Annotated in this window: 11 protein-coding genes; 5 read left to right on the top strand and 6 right to left on the bottom strand. The window is 43.4% G+C overall.

What is annotated here, in order from left to right; all coding sequences use genetic code 11:
• Window positions 1–30 precede the first annotated feature (30 nt).
• Window positions 31–834: a DUF4159 domain-containing protein gene (locus tag ACYUCY_RS03570; protein WP_460225073.1), complete on the bottom strand. Its 804-nt coding sequence runs from the start codon at window positions 832–834 to the stop codon at window positions 31–33.
• Window positions 835–1,604: 770 nt separating this feature from the next.
• On the opposite strand from ACYUCY_RS03570, the gene ACYUCY_RS03565 reads away from it, so the two are divergent.
• Window positions 1,605–3,749, top strand: coding sequence for a putative bifunctional diguanylate cyclase/phosphodiesterase (locus tag ACYUCY_RS03565; protein ID WP_460225072.1), 2,145 nt, complete (start codon window positions 1,605–1,607; stop codon window positions 3,747–3,749).
• 43 nt (window positions 3,750–3,792) lie between these two features.
• On the opposite strand, the gene ACYUCY_RS03560 is transcribed toward ACYUCY_RS03565, so the two are convergent.
• Window positions 3,793–4,575 (bottom strand): VOC family protein, encoded by a 783-nt coding sequence (locus tag ACYUCY_RS03560; protein WP_460225071.1) that lies wholly within the window; start codon window positions 4,573–4,575, stop codon window positions 3,793–3,795.
• Window positions 4,576–4,854: 279 nt separating this feature from the next.
• On the opposite strand from ACYUCY_RS03560, the gene ACYUCY_RS03555 reads away from it, so the two are divergent.
• Window positions 4,855–5,871, top strand: coding sequence for an NADP-dependent oxidoreductase (locus ACYUCY_RS03555; RefSeq protein WP_460225070.1), 1,017 nt, complete (start codon window positions 4,855–4,857; stop codon window positions 5,869–5,871).
• Window positions 5,872–6,197: 326 nt separating this feature from the next.
• Here ACYUCY_RS03555 and ACYUCY_RS03550 read toward each other — a convergent pair whose 3' ends face one another.
• Both ACYUCY_RS03550 and ACYUCY_RS03545 read right to left on the bottom strand, forming a co-directional pair.
• Window positions 6,198–6,953, bottom strand: a complete 756-nt coding sequence (locus tag ACYUCY_RS03550) for a lipase secretion chaperone (protein WP_460225069.1) — start codon at window positions 6,951–6,953, stop codon at window positions 6,198–6,200.
• A 147-nt stretch (window positions 6,954–7,100) separates the two neighbouring features.
• Window positions 7,101–8,147, bottom strand: coding sequence for an AraC family transcriptional regulator (locus ACYUCY_RS03545; RefSeq protein ID WP_460225068.1), 1,047 nt, complete (start codon window positions 8,145–8,147; stop codon window positions 7,101–7,103).
• A gap of 838 nt (window positions 8,148–8,985) precedes the next feature.
• Between ACYUCY_RS03545 and ACYUCY_RS03540 the strand changes: the two genes are divergently transcribed.
• From ACYUCY_RS03540 to ACYUCY_RS03530, 3 genes are all read left to right on the top strand, one after another.
• Complete coding sequence (locus ACYUCY_RS03540) at window positions 8,986–10,074, top strand: efflux RND transporter periplasmic adaptor subunit (RefSeq protein WP_460225067.1); 1,089 nt, start codon at window positions 8,986–8,988, stop codon at window positions 10,072–10,074.
• Window positions 10,075–10,250: 176 nt separating this feature from the next.
• Window positions 10,251–13,496 (top strand): efflux RND transporter permease subunit, encoded by a 3,246-nt coding sequence (locus ACYUCY_RS03535; protein ID WP_460225066.1) that lies wholly within the window; start codon window positions 10,251–10,253, stop codon window positions 13,494–13,496.
• On the top strand, window positions 13,496–16,648 hold the full coding sequence (locus tag ACYUCY_RS03530) for an efflux RND transporter permease subunit (protein ID WP_460225065.1): 3,153 nt from the start codon (window positions 13,496–13,498) through the stop codon (window positions 16,646–16,648). Before ACYUCY_RS03535 ends, ACYUCY_RS03530 begins: the two co-directional genes overlap by 1 nt.
• 155 nt (window positions 16,649–16,803) lie before the next feature.
• On the opposite strand, the gene ACYUCY_RS03525 is transcribed toward ACYUCY_RS03530, so the two are convergent.
• Both ACYUCY_RS03525 and ACYUCY_RS03520 read right to left on the bottom strand, forming a co-directional pair.
• A complete protein-coding gene (locus ACYUCY_RS03525) occupies window positions 16,804–17,646 on the bottom strand; it encodes a VOC family protein (protein WP_460225064.1) in 843 nt (280 codons plus the stop codon).
• An 81-nt stretch (window positions 17,647–17,727) separates the two neighbouring features.
• Window positions 17,728–19,965, bottom strand: coding sequence for an outer membrane protein assembly factor BamB family protein (locus tag ACYUCY_RS03520; RefSeq protein WP_460225063.1), 2,238 nt, complete (start codon window positions 19,963–19,965; stop codon window positions 17,728–17,730).
• Window positions 19,966–19,968: the final 3 nt, after the last annotated feature.

The raw sequence follows: 19,968 nt of genomic DNA, 5'->3' as shown, positions 1-19,968 counted from the left end.
ATTGCACAGGTCTGTCATCGAACATGCTAATCAATGAGTTAAGGAATAAATCAAATAATTAATGCCCAGTTGATAAGCTAGGTTAGCGTATTTGGTTGGATAGTCCTCGTGATAAGTATGCTCCCAGCCATCGCCAATATCCGAATTCCAGTTAATCAAAACCATCATTCGACCATCATCATCGAACATCGCGTAATTAAATGCGTTGGGAACATCTTCTTCTGGTAGATTATTTGGATTGCGCACCCGAGGTATCATCTGCGCGCCGTCAATGTCATAAAAGCAATGGTAAATCTCATGATCACTACTTAGAGTCACCAGCTCTCGGTCGGGAAAAATCAAACTAAAAGTTTCATAGAACGTTTCCCATTGCCGCGTTCCCCAGAAATCGTCAATAAATAAGAAACCGCCGCGCAATAAATACTCACGTAAATTTTCCATTTCCCGTTCGCTAAGAAAAAAACCACCGCGACCCATCTCAAGCGTGTAAATGAAAGGATAGTTAAAGACCCTCTCATCATCTAAACGTAATACGATAGGTTCTCGTTCTACTTTAATATTGGTCAGACGGGAGACGCCCCTTAAAAAATTCTCATCGGAAGCGGGAAAATCTGTAGCCCAAGAATCGAATCCGCCAAAGCCGCCGCGAGAACCAAAACGACTGTCGTATTGTAAACGCACGAAAACGAATTCGCCCTCAAGCTCATTGTCGTCAACAGCATTGAAACCTGGGTTGGTACTTGTTGCCAAATCATTGCGTAGCACCTGCCCAACGCTAGGTAATGACACGACAAAAATAATGATGCTAGTAAGCAGGTAACGAAGATGTTTCAAATGACATATCCCTCCACTTAAATACAAGCAAGATGACTAAAAGTCCTGGTTATCAAGTTCAACATTTGGTCTTTTCGTTGACGACCCGAGTTGATGTTGAGTTCGACCCTATCTACCGAGCGAATGTTTCAAGGCAATCATTTCAAAAACAGCATTTTCAAAAAGACGATTTCGAAACCTTGTATTCGCAGAAAAAAATCTACGCCAGAAGCGCTGAAGCTATAATCTTGATCACCAATTTTTATATTTTATTGTAGTGAATCTTTTATTCGTCAGTGATGAAAGTGCTTATCCTGCCTAAGTCTTCGTATATTCACAAGCACACAAAACAGTTCTCTACTTTACTTAATGTCCCTGGATAAATTTGGCCACAATCGACTGTATAAAAGTGGTACCCAAAGCGGACGACCTTATCAATGCTGAGCAATGTTATTCATTTTCGGCAACTTGAATGAATGACCATTTGAGTGAATATCGATAGAAACAGGCTTGAATAGCCATAATGCAATAACAAAGGCCTTAGAACTTAAAAATATAGTTCGCTCGAGTATGCTTTATTTTTGTCATCAAACACTCATATCTATTTAAGCAAGAGTTGATTTGAGTGACAGGCGGTAGCCAATTACGATCATTTTCGGCCCCCTTACAGCTTAAATTCCGTACAATAGTACGATTATAGCGCTAGATTCACATGCGTGATGGGGGAGTAGGCACCGACACTGCTCGCATAACGTGCAAATCACTGAATTACTCGTTGAAAATGCTTCAAGATGGCTAACTCAGCTTCAAACAAGATCACCCCTCTCGATATCGAGCCGACTTTCGTGTCCACACCAGACTCGGAGATGCTCAATGCTCGTATTGATCAGACGCTCGCGACAATGCTTTATTCACGTGGCGTAAACAGTATTTTAACGACTGTCGTTACCAGTTCGACGCTTTTCCTCATCCTCGATAGCAACAATAATTTAACCTTCTTGTGGTGGCTAGCCATGTCGTCACTTTTGCTTTTTCGTCTTATCGATATCCTACACTGGAAAAAGGTAAGGCAATTTACTGAATTTAACGGCTCTCAACATCTGAGAAATTACTCGATTGGGGTGTGCTTAACAGCAGCACTCTGGTGCAGTCTTCCCTTTATGCTGTTTCATTCATTGTCCTTACTCGAGCTCGCGACTTGCGTCATATTCTTTGCCGGCTTGGCGGGTGGCGCAACGACAATGCTATCGGCGAGCAAATTTACGGTTATTTTTTACGTAAGCGTACTACTTGTTCCACCTTCACTCTATTTACTCCCAATGGATAGCGAGTTGTCGCAAACGCTCGGCATCCTCGGACTACTTTTCTGGCTCGTTTTATTATCATCTGCGTTAAAAGCAGCGGACTTTTGCCGTGAATCAGCGCGACTGCACCACCTAAACCAAGACTTATTAGATGCAGTCAACTCTGAAAAAGATCAAGCTGAGAAATCAAACGAGAAGCTTCAACAAGCCTACCTCGAAATCAATCAAGTTAATGCAAATCTTGAATCTCAAGTTCTAGAGCGCACAGAAAGATTAAATCAATTGGCCACTATCGACGAATTAACGGGTTTAAAAAATCGGCACACTTTTGTCGAAACATTAGACAAGGCAATCGAGAATGCAAATACTCGAGGTAGAAGATTTTCGATTTTATTTATTGATCTTGATGGCTTCAAAGAGATAAACGATATCCACGGCCACTTAATTGGCGACTCTGTATTGCAATCCACTACCGAACGCCTGATGAACTGCGTTGACGATATTAATATGTTGTGTCGCTGGGGTGGGGATGAGTTTGTTTTAGTCACGGAAGAAATCGCTGAGCAGAAACTACTTTCCATTGGCAAAAAAATTCTGTCTTACTTAGAACGCCCAATAGAAGTTGACGACAGTATTATCGAAATAAGTAGTAGTATTGGCATCGCGACTTATCCCGATCACGGTGGTTCGGCATCTGAACTACTTAATGCCGCAGACATCGCGATGTACCAAGTAAAGAACGGCAAAAAAAGTGGTTGCTTGATATTTCAGCAAGCTTTTCTCGACGCAGTAAGAAATGAGCAATGGCTACGAGAAGGTATTCGAAACGCAATCGAAAACAACGAAATCGAATTACATTATCAAGCGATCTTGCCGACCAACAAAAAAGATCCGGTGATATACGAAGCATTGATGCGCTGGACATACGGCGACAAAATTATTCCGCCCACATCTTTCATACCCATTGCTGAAAGCTCTGGAGCGATTAACGCGCTAGGAGAATGGGCAATATTTAAAGCTTGCAGTGATATCAGTTCTGGCGTGCTAGGATCTGACTCCAGTATTGCCGTTAACATTTCAGTTAAACAGATTCTCGAAGGAAACTTGGTAGAAACGGTATCTAGGGCACTGGCCTTAACAAAATTATCGCCAGCAAGATTGCACTTGGAAATCACGGAAAGTTTTTTTGCAACCAACCTAAACCTTGTAGCAAAAGTCTTGGGAGAACTACGTCAACTCGGCATCAAGATTTCAATTGATGATTTTGGCACTGGGTTTTCTTCACTTGCTTACTTACAAGCGTTACCGGTAAACACCGTCAAAATAGATCGCTCTTTCGTTAAGAAAATAAATGAAGGAGGCAAAGGTATTATCATCGCAACGATCTCTATCGCGCGTACATTTAATTGCGAAGTTATCGCCGAAGGCGTTGAAACCAGAGAACAGTATGAAGAACTACTCAGCCTGGGCGTCAATTATTTGCAAGGATTTTATTTTGACACACCAAGAAGTGTTACCAAGATCGACAGTCAAGTTCACCACGATATAGATTTGAGTAATGTTATCCCATCTTCAATATCCCTTGATAAGGAGACATCATCTTCATCAAGGGTAGTAAAATCTCAGCATTGATCATCAAGCCGTCGATTCAATGTTAAAGTATAAAAAATAAATACTATGGTTGAACCAACTCGATTCTTACGCCATCTGGCCCCTCGACAAAAGCAATACGTATGCCTCGGTAATCTCTTGGCTCCAGCGTAAACTTGACATTATTTTGTTTCAAAGAAATCGCGGCCTCATCCAAATTAGCAACATTATAACCAAGATGGTCTAAGCTACGGCCTTGTGTGCCCGCGACATCTGTCTTTGCCTGACTCACCAACAGCCAAAGCTTATTGTCGTAGTTAATTCCGTCTAGAGCACCTTTAAACTTTCCTAATTCACCACCAAATCGCACCGCATACCAATTCAGCGTATCAGTAGGCTGCGGACTTGAAAGATGAATGTGATGTAAACCTCGAAGTTCAGCATCGTCTATTAATTCGATTTTCGTTCCCCAAGGATCTTCAACGAAACCAATCGTCATGCTGCCAAAACTTCTGAGCTCACCTAAACTTTTCGCGCCGTCCGCAATTAAACTGGCAAATTTGTCTTCGACATTCGCCATTGAAAAACCAATATGATCAACACCTGAACCAACACTACCTGGGCTATTTTCTCGTTTCTGGAAAATAACCGGTATGGAACCGTACATCACTCTATCAACTGGAATATCTTGACCTGTCTCGCCAGCAAACCCCGCCACCGAACCACCAAAATGTTTTGCATACCATTGCGCCGCGACATTCGGCTCTGGCGCTGCCAGATGAATATGACCGTAATCTGCGCTCGCAGCAGCAGATAAAAAAATACTAGCGGCCCCAATTAAAAAAATCGCTACTTTAAATAACTTCATTATTACTCTCCAGGTGTCTCGATTGCACGCTTGACCAACTCGATTCTATTCTATGCTCGACTAACTTGTATCTGCGCTCGACTAACTCTCATCTGCTCTTGACTCAGCATCTGCTCTTGACTCAAAGGTCGCGAAGCATAACGCTTAAAAATAGTTGCGTCTAATAGTCAATCGCAAAAAGAAAGAAATGCTAAGAGTTTTCTCGGTACACATAAACCATGCTAGGCTTGACGCACTTTTTAAGCACCGTTTTTGTGTATAACTTTTGGAGTATTGGTAATGAAATCCCAACGCGTATTACTGGCGAAACGTCCATCTGGCGAGCCCGACGATTCTTGTTTTAAATTTGATGAAGCGGAAACAGCAGCGTTACAAAACAATCAGGTGCTGGTAAAAGTCCTTTACCTTTCACTCGACCCCTATATGCGTGGTCGGATGAACGATGGGAAATCCTATGTCGCGCCTTTAGAAATCGGCGACGTTATGACCGGCGAATCCGTCGGTGTAATCGTCGAGTCAACATCGGATAAATTTAAAGTTGGTGACTATGTCACTGGCTATACAGGCTGGCAAACGTACTGCGTATTTGATGCGGACGAGCCCCGTCTTCGCCCCGTAGATCTCAACGATGGCTCACTCTCAGCACATCTCGGCGTTATCGGAATGCCGGGGCGTACAGCCTATTGGGGTTTTACTGAAATTGGCAAACCGGTCGCGGGAGAAACCTTAGTTGTTGCGGCGGCCTCTGGTGCAGTAGGCTCTGTGGTAGGGCAAATGGCGAAAATTTTAGGTTTACGCGCAGTTGGCGTGGCCGGTGGCGAAGAAAAATGCCGCTACGTAAAAGAAGAATTGGGCTTTGATGATTGTATTGACTATAAGGCCGATGGCTTCGCCGAGAAACTTGCCGCCGCCTGCCCTAAGGGAATCGATATTTATTTTGAAAATGTCGGTGGCGCGGTATCAGAGGCGGTAGCCAATCTACTCAATCCTGGATCGCGCGTACCCATTTGCGGCTACGTTTCTGCTTACAACGCGGTAGACCCTAAAACCACTCGCACTCCTTTTCATATTTTTGGTGAAGCCAAAAATGTTCCAGAGCATCGTTTTTTTGTCGTTAGCGAATGGGATGCTCGCTGGCAAGAAGCGACCAAACAGTTGGCAACATGGGTTAAGGAAGGCAAGATAAAATTTCGCGAAACAATGGATGAGGGCTTGGAAAACACACCCGAACTGTTACGAGGTTTATTAAAAGGTAAAAATTTCGGCAAGCAAATTGTTAAAATCGCCGATGAATAAATAACATATTTTTAAATATAAATCCGAAGGATCCAACGAATTAAATTGTTGGATCCTTTCAGAAAATAGGCTGAGTGCTCAGAGTATTATTAGATCGCACTTAAGGAAAAGATTTACATTATCTATTTAAATTATTTTTCCTGCCACAAAGAAATTTTTTGATTCAACATCCCAACCACCTCACTCTCACATTTCGCAATACTTGACATGTAGCACCAAAATTTTTTCTTTACATATCTCGAGTATTGATCTTCCCAATCAAATTCTAAAAAATTTAGAACATATCCGAGATGATCTAAATATTTTTCAACGATGCTTTTGGCAGGCTATTGTTCAGTAGTTTCCGCCTTCGCTTCTTTACTATCGTGCGAACTCTCGCCTTCCTGAACCTCTACGTTGCTAAGTGTGTAACGAGCTAATTCTTCTCCGTTACCGAACAAGGCCCCTGATACCTCCAAACCGAAATAATGCTCACGAAGAGTCTTTAGCTGCTTATATTGTAAGTTTGCCTCCTGAATATTCTCTGGGATTGTTTGCGCACTTTCATATCGTATTTTAGCTTGACTATAAAAATAAAAATCTGCGACAAGCTGCGCAGTTTGCTCACCCGACTTTCCTGGCAGGCCTAATTTAATCAGTTTTTTTAGTTGTTCGACGTCAGCTATGGACAATTCTGTAGTGAAAGCCGCAACTGTATCTTTCAAAGCCCGCAAAGCTTTTTTATCAATAACCACATCGCCATTGTCTTCAATCTCAACCAGACCTAATGCAGCATAAATTAAAACCACATCAAATTCATATTCGCTTTCAGCTTCTAGATTTTTTTCGTTTTTTTCATCTCGACTGATAGGTTTTGCGCCGTTGATAATCTGCTCGTCAGAAAACCCGTTCCAATTCCAAGCATTGGCAATAATATTTTCGGTCCCAGAGATATTTTCACTATTAGCGGCCTCTCGTAAGCCATTTACGATTGCTTGCGATGTTCTGGTTTTTTGCCAGGCGAGAAAAATCACCAAAATAATCACGAATCCGACGATAAGTAACAGGCGAACCAATATATTTTTTCTTGTTGTTTTGGTCATGGTCTGTCTCGACAATAAGGCCAATGATACTTTTCTTAACTAATTTCTTCTGAATTTTTAAGTCATTAATAATAAATAATTTGAAAACTGGTAGCTTTCGAACCGTCACGCTCCCGTAGGTATTATTTTACCAGTACGCTAAATGAGTCATTTGCTTTGGGATCGCACTACACTGACAGCATCTCCACTCCAATTTTTTACCGCGCGACGCAAGCTACTAGCGTTTGAAAAACCCAACAAACTTGCGATCTCCTCGACACTTAGTTTCGATGAGCGCAAATGATGAGAAACCTGTTCCATTTTATTCTCGTGGACAATTTGTCGAAATGACGTTTTCTCATCAGCTAAACGCCGTGTCAAAGCTCGCGGAGACATTGACAATACCTCGGCAATATCATCCAAGGTGGGAGAGGTAGAGTACTGACCGCTGATATGCCAACGAACTTTAGCGGCTGTGGTGGTTTCAATTGCCGTATTTGCAAATTCTTGCTCACATCGTGCGACGATTCTCTCAAATGCATTTTTACGTAAGGGGCGAAAAGGCTCGATGATATGAGAAAAGTGAGACGCAATATATGATTCGGGGCAATCGAACTTAACGGAATGACAAGGTAAGTGTTTGTACAGCTCACCATGTTTCGGCTCAGGGTAATTCAAACAAGCGTAGACTTCTGGCCGAGCAACAGACTTATTTCCGCACTCATCACATAAACGTAAAGTAATCGCCAGACGATATTCTATTTCAAAAAGTCGAAGTTCCGCGCTTGCATCGTAGGGAACAAAAAATCGTATCGGGCTAACGACAAGACCTTCAGTGTCAATATAACTATTGGGTAGATTTGCGAACATCGCGTAGTTAGGCTGGGCGATCAATATGTAGCGAAGAAAAGCGGCACCGGCATCCTTCAAACTCGGACTACAGTGGACGATTTCCCCAACAGTCCCATTGAAAGACCAATCCATGTATTGCCCTACCAACAAACCCAAGCCGGGTTTTGAACATAAATGAATACCGTTACTCAATAATTGGGTTTGCTGGACGTAAGAAATCTTATACCCACGACCAGTAAGCATCTCTTTGCTAATACCTGTGTTTTCAAGAAGTCGCGAAAGATCCGCACCAAAAAAAGTGAAGGCCTCGATAAAACCTTGGGGCAATAGCTCTAAGGGAATGACCTTACTGTGTATATTCATTCAAGTGCTCGCTTATTATTATTTTGGTTCGCTGCTTGAGACATCGATATAGTTGCGGTAAGCGTTTTTATGCGAGTCGAGTTTATATTTTTTTTAGTGTACTTACACCCTCCAAAAAGGAATATCACGGCATTTTTTCTTAGAAAAACGTACTTTTTCTAAGAAGAACGCTGTCTACTTGGTCATATTTTTACTTGCACTGCACTTATAGTTCGTCATCCAAGATGGTATAAAAAACACTTTCAAGTTAAATATTTTTCATTGCCTCTTTCAACAACGATAGGAATGTTTTTTATTATCTAGGAAGACATTTACTAAAAATAATTTTTAAAAAAAATTAATAAACCCGCATCAAAAAAATCAATTGATATTTTGTTCCCGATAACAAGTTTTAGAACCAAGAATATTTGCAATGAAACGGATTATTATTTTCATCGAGGGAGTTTCAAACTGATTGTTGCGCAGAGATTATATGAATTTAGACGCTCCAACAGTCAATGGTTTTACGCCTTTTTAGAGTATTAATACTTACACTCCTTAACCACTCTCAAGACAGCCATGAATCTATAATCTGTTCATAAGCTAAACAGAGATAGTCTTACCTCTGATATGAATCGAACTTTTATCCGGTAGGGGATTCAAAGAAACCCAAGGCGGCGTGGCACCCAAATCTACTTTTGAGGTTTCAAAAAGGATGTTTCAATTATCGGGGCTCGCTCTAGTTATTAGCAGCAGCAATGTCCTAAAAATGTCCGTAGATTGCCTAGAAGTAGATTGTCTAAAAATAGGCACTAGAGTTTAAGGAAGTACAGACACTTCGCAAGATAATGGAATGGTAATGAAAGTAAGTACAACTAACAGTAAAAGCTTTTTAAGCCGAGATTTCAGCCGAGCGGTTTTAAGCTTGGCTTTCGTCGCGACGGCCTTAATGACCAGCGCTTGTAACCCCAACAACGCGGATGCCTCCGATGAAGATAAGGCTCCCCAAGCTGTGTCAGTCGAGGTAACCAAGGTATTACGCGGCGACATACAGCTTACGTATGGCACCATCACCACCCTTGAAGCAGAACGAGAGGCCCAGATCGTCGCTCGCACCAGCGGCATCCTCGAAAAAATCCTGGTTGAAGAAGGTGACGCTGTCGCTGAGGGACAAATACTTGCCCAGCTCGATACTGAACAATTGTTACTGCAAGTCGCGCAATTAGAAGTTGTCGTTAAACGCCTAGAAACCGATTTGCAACGCGAAGAAACTTTATTCAAACGTCAGATTGGCACAAGCACAAACCTAGAAAGAGCGCGATCAGATTACGAGTCACAAAAAGCGCAGCTCGAGTTGGCGATGCTAAATCTTCGCTACGCAACAATTCGCGCGCCGTTTGCCGGAATTATCACTGAGCGTGTAGTGAAGACCGGTAATTTAATCCAGGCCAACGACAAGCTTTTTACTGTTGTAGACCCGAATTCTTTACAGGCAATTATTCATTTACCTCAAAAAGAGCTCGCTCAGGTTGCTATTGACCAACCGGCTTTTCTTAGCGTCGATGCTTTCCCCGACAATATAATCGAAGGCAAAATAAAACGAATTCGACCACAGATAGAAACCGACACAGGTACATTTCAGGTCATTGTCGCAATCAACAATTCCGATAGTCGTTTGAAAGCGGGCATGTTCGGTCGCGTCGAAATTATTTTTGATGTTCATCAAGACACCTTACTCCTAACTGATAGAGCCTTAATTACACAGGACAACAGAAGTCATGTATTCGTGGTACGCGATGGAATTGCCGTACAAACGCCTGTAAAACTGGCTATCAAGCATAAAGACATCGTTGAAGTTAGCGACGGACTTGAAGAAGGCGATGACGTCATCATCAGCGGCCAAACCATTCTAAAGAACGGCGCTAAAGTTGAAATTATCGAAGGCTAGTTTTACCGCAAGCGCCTTTTCTGCGGGCCAAGGAAAGGACCTAACCTCATTACCACAATCCCTCAATAATAAATAAGGACCTTAGGTTCACGTAGATTATTTTTCGCGAGAGGACTAACGAATTTTTCGAGAAATATTTACTGACTCAAGTTTCTGTAAAAAGTTGTGAGCTTACCGTGAATATAGTTGCACTCGCTATTCGTCGCCCCGTTACCGTCGCCATGTTTACATTGGCCATGCTAGTTTTTGGTATGGTTTTACTGGAGCGCCTCGGCTTTAACTTATTACCAGAACTGGCTTATCCTACTCTCACTGTTCGCACCGACTTTCCAGGCTCTGCTCCAGAAGAAGTCGAAAATTTAATTTCTCGGCCTTTAGAAGAAACCTTAGGCACCGTGAAAGGTTTACGCCAAGTCCGCTCCGTTTCAAAAGCTGGTAGTTCTGATGTGTACTTAGAGTTTTATTGGGGCAGTAATATGGATCTCGCCAGCCTCGACGTACGCGAGAAAATGGATCAGGTCCAATTGCCTTTAGAGGTCAAAGCACCCACCCTACTTCGCTTTAATCCCAACAATGATCCAATAATTCGCCTTAGCCTCAGCAATAAACTCGAACCCGGAGACGACCCCGTCCTCGCAATGACGGAGTTGCGTCGCTATGCAGACAATCAGCTCACGCGACGACTGCAAACTATTGATGGCGTAGCTGCCGCAAGAGCATCAGGTGGTTACGAAGATGAAATTCAAATTCTGCTAAACCAAGCTAAGCTAGCACAACTTAATCTTAGTGTTGACGAAGTTGCCCAGCGACTAAAAGCACAAAATGTTAACTCCAGCGGCGGACAAATTCGTGATGGACAACGACAACTCTTGGTTCGTACTTTCAATGAATTCAAATCAATTGAAGATATCGAAGAAAGTATCGTCGTCGCCCGCGATCAAAGAGTCATCAGATTAAAAGAAATCGCAGAGATAAAATTTACTCACAAAGACCCAACGGCGATTACTCGTAACAACGGTGAACAAGCAGTAGAAATTTCGATTTACAAAGAAGGCGACGCCAATATTATTCAAGTCGCCGAAGCGGTGAATGCGCGTTTAAATGGCATAAAAAGATCACTACCCGATGGCATGTCCTTGTTAACATTAACAGACGCCTCTATTTTCATCGACGAATCTATTAGCGAACTTATTTTCTCAGCGATCATTGGCGGTATATTAGCAATGATTGTTATCTATCTATTTTTAGGTGATATACGACCCACGTTAATTATTTCCGCTACTATCCCGTTATCGGTAATCATTACATTTAATTTTATGTACATGTCCGATATCGATATCAATATTATGTCCTTAGGTGGCCTAGCTTTAGCGATAGGGATGCTGGTTGATAATGCTATCGTCGTACTTGAAAATATCGCGCGAAAAAAAGAAGAAGGCCTTGATCTTAATACCGCCGCCGAGCAAGGTGCCAATGAAGTTTCTGGTGCGATTACTGCATCAACACTAACGACTATTGCCGTTTTTCTGCCAATTATTTTTGTTGAAGGTGTGGCAGGACAATTATTTCGCGATCAAGCATTAACAATCACCTATTCCTTATTGGTCTCTCTTGTCGTTGCTCTAACCTTAATCCCGATGATGGCTTCACGGAAAGTTGGCAGCTTGAACAATGAGGAAAATCATTTAGATCGACCAGCACAATCGAAGTGGAAAAAAATTGGCCGCAGTCCGGTAGAAATAGCGTTTGTTGCTTTACCATGGCTGATCATGAGCGCATTAAAACTTCTGCTTTGGTCGCTTAGTTTTGTCGGTATGAAAATCTTTTCACCACTGAGAAAACTTTTTGATCGTTCCTATGCATGGCTAGAGACCGCCTATCAAAAACTTCTCTCGACTGCACTATCCCACTCTTGGCTCACCGTCTTATTCGCATTTGGCACCCTGCTTTTCGCATTAGCTCTTGCGAGACAAATTCCACAGATTGTATTGCCGGAAATCGCTCAAGGACAACTCATCGTAAAAGTGCAATACGCACCTGGCTCGGCGATCGAGCTCACTGATCAACGTATGACGAATTTATCGCAAAAACTGTTGGCCTTTGATCAAGTGAACGAAGTATTTGCCACCGCTGGCACCGGCAACAAGCTGACCGCAAATCCCGAGCAGGAAGGTGAAAACCAAGCTGAACTCACATTGCTTCTCGCACCGGGACTTTCTCGCGATGATGAAGATAAGCTGTTAGTCGAGATCCGGGAATTGCTCGCTATTGAACGAGATACCCTTGGCGTAGAAACTGAGCGCCCACAGCTCTTTAGTTTCTCAACGCCGCTGGAGATAAATATTTTTGGTTTTGAGATTAACGACTTACGAAAAGTGGGCGACCTCGTCGTTGAGCGCTTACAGCGCTCCGAAAAATTTGCGGACTTAAGTAGCAATACCAAACGCGGCTACCCCGAAGCACAAGTTATTTTTGATCAGGCGAAGTTAGCGCAACTAAACATCCCAATGCAAAGTGCATCAGCCGCGGTCGTTGATGCAATCAAAGGTAACACCGCAACACGTTATCGACTTCGCGATCAACAAATAGATATTCTCGTGCGCTTAGAAAATAGTGCTCGAGATGAATTGAATGATTTATCGCAACTGATCATCAACCCAACATCTTCACGCCCGATACCACTCACATCTGTTGCCACAATTGCACAAATCTATGGGCCAAGTGAAATTATGCGAATTGATCAGCAACGCGTCGTCGTGGTCGCCGGTCAGATTCAGGTAACCGGTATCACTGAAGCCGTTGCGGAAGCACAAGTATTATTACAAGACTTGGAAATCCCCTACGGTACCAGTGTGCAATTCGGTGGCCAGAGCGAAGAAATGCAACGCAGTTTTAATTCACTTTTTTTAGCACTGAGTTTGGCCGTGTTCCTTGTTTACTTGGTCATGGCTTCGCAATTTGAATCCTTATTACACCCTTTTATTATTTTATTTAGCGTGCCGCTATCGTTGATCGGCGCGATTTTTGGTCTTGCTGTTTCAGGTACTTCAATTAGCGTAATGGTGTTTTTGGGTTTGATCATGCTCGCGGGGATAGTGGTTAATAATGCGATCGTATTAGTGGACCGTATCAACCAACTGCGCGATCTTGGCAATGAGAGAACGCAAGCCATATTGCAAGCAGCACAATCTCGTTTACGCCCCATCTTAATGACGACGCTAACCACGACGCTCGGCATGTTGCCCTTGGCTTTAGGATTTGGCGAAGGCGCAGAATTAAGAGCGCCAATGGCAGTAACGGTTATTGGCGGTTTGTTATCTGCAACTTTGTTAACCCTTGTCGTCATTCCCGTTATGTATCAATTATTTGATCGCAAAAAATTTGTCGCTACACCCGACCCCACCACTGAGGAATTCAGCTAATGTGGTTTACCCGCTTCGCGCTAAAACGCCCAGTAACTATCGCCATGGTATTTGTGTGCGCCATCGTTACTGGTTTAGCCTCGGTGCGATTAATCCCGCTAGAAATGTTTCCGGAGATTCAGTTCCCAGGTATTTTTGTGCAGGTCAACTACCCAGGCTCTACACCTGAAGAAGTCGAGCGACAAATTACTCGGCCCTTAGAGGAAGCTTTGGCAACTATTGATGGCATTACACGAATGCAATCGACCAGTACAGAAAATCAAAGTAGTGTGTTTATGCTGTTCGATTGGTCCGCGAATACCAAATTAAAAGGTGTAGAAGCACGAGAAAAAGTCGACAACATTCGCGATCAACTCCCAGAAGATGTACAGCGCATTTTTGTATTTACTGGTGGCACTCAAGACGAACCTGTTATGCAACTGCGAATATCTTCACCCAAGGATCTCGCAGATTCTTGGCAGGTACTTAACCGTCAATTGAAACAAGGGCTAGAGCGGATTGCCGGCGTCTCCAAGGTAGATATTTATGGCGTTGCTCCGAAGACTTATCAAATTCGTTTGCAGCCAGAAAGCCTGGCTGCCTACAACATCGATACGAATAAACTTTTAAGTGATTTGCAATCCGCCAACGCACTGATAGCCGCTGGCGAGTTAAAGGGCGACGAGAATAATATTCGCGTCACGATTAACGATAAGTTTAAAGACCAGCAAGCAATGGCTGATTTTATTGTCAATGCTCGGGGGATAAAACTCGGCGACATCGCGGACATTCGACTCGCTAATGAAGAACTTACTGGTGGCCGCCATTTAAACCGGGAGTTCGCTGTAGGCGTAAATGTCTCGAAAGAAGCTGGGGCGAATCTTGTCGCGACTGCTGAAGCGATTCAAGACGAACTGGAAAGAATCCGCGAGCTGCCTGATTTTGCAGACATCGATGTTCTTATCGTTGATAACTCTGGCGACGAGGTTACAACGTCACTAAAAGACATTGCATTTTCTGGCTCGGTCGGCTTCTTTCTTTCATTTTTAGTTCTATTGTTTTTTCTGCGCGACATTCGCTTAACACTCATTGTCTCCTTGGCCGTCCCTTTTTCCCTAACTATTACCCTCGCAGTGATTTATCTCACGGGTTACAGTTTGAATCTACTATCGATGATGGGTTTGATGTTAGGCGTCGGCATGCTCGTCGACAATGCGGTGGTTGTCAGTGAAAGCATTTTCACCCGACGCAGTGAAGTGGGGGCCACATCTTACCAGGCGGCAATTCTCGGTGTTAAGGATGTTGGCCTACCGGTAATAGCAGGTACTCTGACGACGGCGATTGTCTTTTTACCCAATATTATCGGCGCGAAAGTTTCACTCACAATATTTTTAGCGCACGTAGCAATTTCTATTGTCGTTGCCCTGGCCGCATCTCTGTTTATTGCAACGACGATTATTCCTTTATTGTTGAGCCGAATTCCCATAACGGCGAAAGAAAAAAATACTCAAGCCGAGCCCAAGCAAGTTTTAGATTTCGATAAAAAAACTTCTACTCACAAGCACTATCAACATGGGCGTTACAGTCGACTACTAGCATGGCTGTTAAATCGTCCACTCATCGCTGGCGTAGTAACAATTTGTTTAGGTCTCGTTATCGCCATACCCATTCAGTTTGTTAAAGTCGATCTGTTAAATTCGGATCAGAACAATGAGCTCAATATTTCTTACAACGTATTGGGTACGCATGAGCTAGAGCGCGTCGAAGGGATGGTCACGCGAGTAGAAGACTTTTTATTCGCTCACAAAGAAGAACTCGATTTAGTCGACGTTTATTCTTACTTCGATCAAGGTTACGCCAATTCACAATTATTATTAAAAGAAAAGGAAGACCGACAAAAATCACTTGAAGAAATAAGAAACTTCGTCGAAGACGGATTACCAAAATTTTCTATCGCCAAACCAGGTTTCGAGAGAATCGGCGGCGGAGAAAATGGTTTTGTCGTTATGTTACAAGGCGACGATTCCTCAACGCTTTGGAATCTTTATCGAGAAATCACACCCCGCCTTGAGAACATTACCGGAGTAGTTCAAGTACGCGCCTTGATCGCGCTGGGTGGTCGAGAGGCTGTGGTTTCACTGGATTCTCAGCGTATTCATCAACTCGGTTTAACACCAGAATCTGTTGCACAAACCATTGGCACCGCTTTGCGGAAACGACAGTTGCGAACTTTTCGCGGCGACTTCGACGAGATTGATATTTCATTGTCGTTATTCGAGGGCAATGACAGAGCAACGCTCGACCAGTTGCAAGCGTTACCCATAGCCCTCGAAGGAAACCGGCAAGCGCGCTTAGATTCAATGGCAACTTTCAGCATTCAAGATTCCATCCCGCAAGTACGTCGCAATGATAGACAAACTAGTATCGCGTTAAGGTTGGAATATCGCGATGGAGAAGTGTCTTCGCAACAAGTCAGACGCTCAGTAACAAACGTGATGGGCCAAATAGATTTCCCTGCCGGTTATCGATGGCAATTTGGCCAACAATTACAGCAAGCGCAACAAGAAGTTAATGTTATGGGCATCAACATGTTGCTAGCGATCTTAATGATTTTCGTGGTAATGGCGGCACTGTTTGAATCCTTACTGTTTCCTCTTGCCGCGATTAGTTCGATTTTTTACGGGGTAGTCGGCGTGTATTGGTTTTATTTTATAACCGGCACAACGATGACAATCATGGGAATGATAGGGATATTGGTCTTGATGGGCGTCGTCGTTAACAATGCCATTGTGCTTATCGACAGAATCAATACGTATAGAAACCAAGGCTTAGCGCAGATTGATGCGATTTTACAGGCGGCGAATGATCGTATTCGGCCAATCTTAATGACAGTATTAACCACTATTTTAGGATTATTGCCTCTCAGCATGGGCGACACCGCTATTGGTGCAAGTGGTCCGCCTTACTATCCCATGGCGCGAGCAGTCATCGGCGGCCTCGCCTACTCCACGATTGCGACTTTAATTTGCCTACCCATTATTTATTTATTTTTAGATAACGTAAGAAATTTTTATGCGAAGCTTTGGCAGACAAGCGCGAGAAAAGATACGCGCTTCCGATTTAATTTAATGCAAGTTAGTACGATTAAAGAAAACTCAATAACCAAAAATTAAGAGTCTGCTTTTTAGCAAAAAAAAGCGCGAGCTCTTAATCACTCACGCTATTTCATCGCTAAGCTGAACGATCCTCGTCAGTGGGATCTAAACAACTTAGTTTCTCCTAGTGCTTTGCTGTCTAATTTGACAATCTTCTATAATTTTCTAAGCACTTATTCGTTTCTTTCAATGATTTCAATTGCATTTCCTGCTGGGTCGCGCGCAATAACAATATTTAACCCTGGAGTTTGCGTTTTCACTTTACGGTAACCATAGTTTTCTTCGTCAAGCTGTTTGATGACATTAGCAAAATCGTTGGTGTAAATTGCGGTAACCGCAAAACGACTTTTTGGAAGTTGTGGTTCAGCCAAAGGTTCAAACAATGCCAAGAATGGCCCTTCACCAAATTCCATGAGCACTTCATCATAAACATTTTCAGCCTGATAAACCTGACCAGATTTCGCACCAAATACTTTTTTGTAAAATGCTTCTGCTTTATGACGATCCGTAACAATCAACTTGGATCCGCCAACACGATTTTTACCGGGGGCACCGTAAATTTCAACTCTATTTCCACTTGGGTCAGTAGCAATCGATATCTTCATTTTCTCAGTATCGATAAAGCGACGAATACCATAGCCTGCTTTTTCAATTCGAGAGGTAATGGTTTCCCACTCGTTGGTATAAATAAGCACAACAGGAAATTGGCTTTTAATAATTGGCAGTTCTGCTTTAGGGTTCGCGGCAAACAAGGCAATTGTTGGACCGCCATCTTCAAAGCCCATAATAGTTTCTTCGAATGTTTCTAAATCGTAATCGTAGCGGCGGACTTCTTTCATGCCGAGCATTTTTTCGTAAAACGCTTGAGTTTTTACCAAATCAACGACATTCAACTTAGCCGCGCCAATTATATGCTTTTGTTTTTTCGCATCTTCAGCAGTGCTGCTGGCGCTGTAAGCGAACACACTCACAAGCATTAAGAGTGATACGAAGTATCGATAGTTAAAAATTTTCATGGGCTCGATTCCTTTATTAATTATTCTCTAGTAAGTGCTTGAAACGTAAAAACAGTATAAATAATTCGCTTCAAACGTTTTCTACTTCATACCGTTAGCAACAAACTTACTTACGTCATTAATTTGTTGCTGGGTCAGCATAGTTTGCATCGGTGGCATTTCTACACCACCTTGAACAATCGCTTTTTGAACTTGATCAAAATTAGTCAAACCTTGCAAAGGTGGCGCGCTAGTGCCCGCAATACCTTTGCCATCTGCACCATGACAAACGGCGCAGGTATTTGCAAAAACTTGTTTGCCATTTGCGAGCTCCATCGCCGTTGCATTGATGGCTATCACCGATTGAGTAGCGCTCGTCGTTCTGTTAAGTATGGCGGCATTATTACTTTCGCCTTTTTCAGGCAAAGCAAGAGCGACCAACTCCGCTGGATGTTCTCGAGTCGCCACCGCGACAACAATATATTGTTTACCCTCATGCATATAAGTCATCGGTCCGCCGGATACTTTCGCTGGCATTTCGATTTCTGCAATCGTTGCTCCAGTCGCCTTGTCATATGCTCGGAAAAATTTACCGCCTGGATCACCGCTCAAGTTGCCGCTTTCAGACATAAACATTAGTGTCTTCGTCGTCATCGGCACTGGTCGCACACCCACAAAGCCCATATTGTCGAAATCCAGATCCAAGCCCTGTAAGGCTGGATGATTTTTTATGTTGTCGTCTGCACCACCGATAGAACGCCACCAGACGTGCTCACCTTTATTCATATCGGTACCCGTCACTTTGCTCCAAGGCGGGCGATTGACAGGTAAACCCTGAGGGCCCTGAACGCTAGCGGTAGTTGCACGAATATAATCCCAATCCGTAAGATTTGGATCAGCAATCTCAAGCCGTGAAATCATTGGGTTATTTCGCGTCGGCACGTACATCATGCCGGTCTCGGGATCAAAGGCGCCGCCATTCCAATTTGAACCGCCACCATAACCCGGCATTACCCAAGTCCCTTGTTTACCACCTTCGATACGACGACTCGTCGGTGTATACATTGGCCCGGTAACATATTGGCTCGCAATTTCGACGGCTTCGGCTCGAAGTTCTGGCGTGAAATCAATTAAGTGATCTTCGTCATAACCTAACAATTCATAAGGTGCTGGCTTTGTAGGAAATGGTTGCGTTGGTGACGTTCGCTCGCCAGGTACATCAGATTGCGGTACGGCTTTTTCTTCAATAGGCCACACCGGCTCACCCGTTACGCGATTAAAAACAAATGACATTCCCTGCTTGGTTAATTGCGTTACCGTCTTAATTTTTTTGCCGTCAACAGTTAGATCACCAAGAATGGGCGCCGCCGGTGGATCGTAATCCCAAACACCGTGATGAACCATTTGAAAATGCCAAACCCGCTTACCGGTTTTTGCATCAAGGCAAACTAAACTCTGTGAAAATAAATTATCGCCCAAGCGTTGGCCGCCATAAAAATCATGGGAGGGTGCTTCTACGGGAAGATAAACGTAACCAGTTTCTAGGTCCGCACTCATCATGGTCCAGACACCGGTGTTACCAATGTATTTCCATGAATCGTTTTCCCAGGTTTCGTTACCGAACTCGCCAGCTTGAGGAATGGTGTGGAAGGTCCACAATAATTTTCCAGTATGAACGTCATAACCACGAATGTGTCCCGGCGGTGCGGTTTTCATTGGCGAAGTAATGTAAGTCACGACTTGAGCGATCACTACGTCACCGACAACGATGGCGGGCGATGAAGAGCCGACAAAAGGTACATCTCGATCTGCTAAATTTTCTTTTAACCAAACCGCGCCTTGTTTGCCAAATTTCAAATCCGCTTTACCGGTTTTCGCATCAATGGAAATTAAACGACCATCGAGGGTGTTATGAAATAAACGTTTTTCTTTTCCATCAGTCCAATACGCAAGCGAACGACTACTAGAAGTTGGCGCACGTCCACCAATATCGGCCGGAGTCGGTGAAAAAGTCCAAATAGTTTCGCCGGTTTTTGGATTAATAGCCGCCGCTTGATGCACACCAGTTGGTGTATACAACACACCATCAATCATTAGCGGCGTCGCTTTTAAGTTGCTATCTTGACGATCACCGTGAGGCAACGATTGCCAACGCCAAGCAATTTTTAAGTCTTTAACATTATCTTTATTAATTTGATCAAGAGCCGAATACCGGGTAGAACCTGCGTCACCACCCCAATAATGCCACTCACCCTCAGGTGCACCATACTGTGCAAATGCGCCAGCTGTAAAAAACGAAGCGCCGGCAAAAACAGCACTTACATACAAATTTTTATTCATTAT

Source organism: Aurantivibrio infirmus, assembly GCF_054767315.1.
This window is presented reverse-complemented; position numbering and strand designations above follow the sequence as displayed.

Coding starts and splice junctions, on each gene's coding strand:
- ACYUCY_RS03565 (WP_460225072.1), top strand. CDS start 1,605: ATGGCTAACTCAGCTTCAAACAAGATCACCCCTCTCGATATCGAGCCG.
- ACYUCY_RS03550 (WP_460225069.1), bottom strand. CDS start 6,953: ATGACCAAAACAACAAGAAAAAATATATTGGTTCGCCTGTTACTTATC.
- ACYUCY_RS03525 (WP_460225064.1), bottom strand. CDS start 17,646: ATGAAAATTTTTAACTATCGATACTTCGTATCACTCTTAATGCTTGTG.
- ACYUCY_RS03560 (WP_460225071.1), bottom strand. CDS start 4,575: ATGAAGTTATTTAAAGTAGCGATTTTTTTAATTGGGGCCGCTAGTATT.
- ACYUCY_RS03520 (WP_460225063.1), bottom strand. CDS start 19,965: ATGAATAAAAATTTGTATGTAAGTGCTGTTTTTGCCGGCGCTTCGTTT.
- ACYUCY_RS03555 (WP_460225070.1), top strand. CDS start 4,855: ATGAAATCCCAACGCGTATTACTGGCGAAACGTCCATCTGGCGAGCCC.
- ACYUCY_RS03545 (WP_460225068.1), bottom strand. CDS start 8,147: ATGAATATACACAGTAAGGTCATTCCCTTAGAGCTATTGCCCCAAGGT.
- ACYUCY_RS03530 (WP_460225065.1), top strand. CDS start 13,496: ATGTGGTTTACCCGCTTCGCGCTAAAACGCCCAGTAACTATCGCCATG.
- ACYUCY_RS03540 (WP_460225067.1), top strand. CDS start 8,986: ATGAAAGTAAGTACAACTAACAGTAAAAGCTTTTTAAGCCGAGATTTC.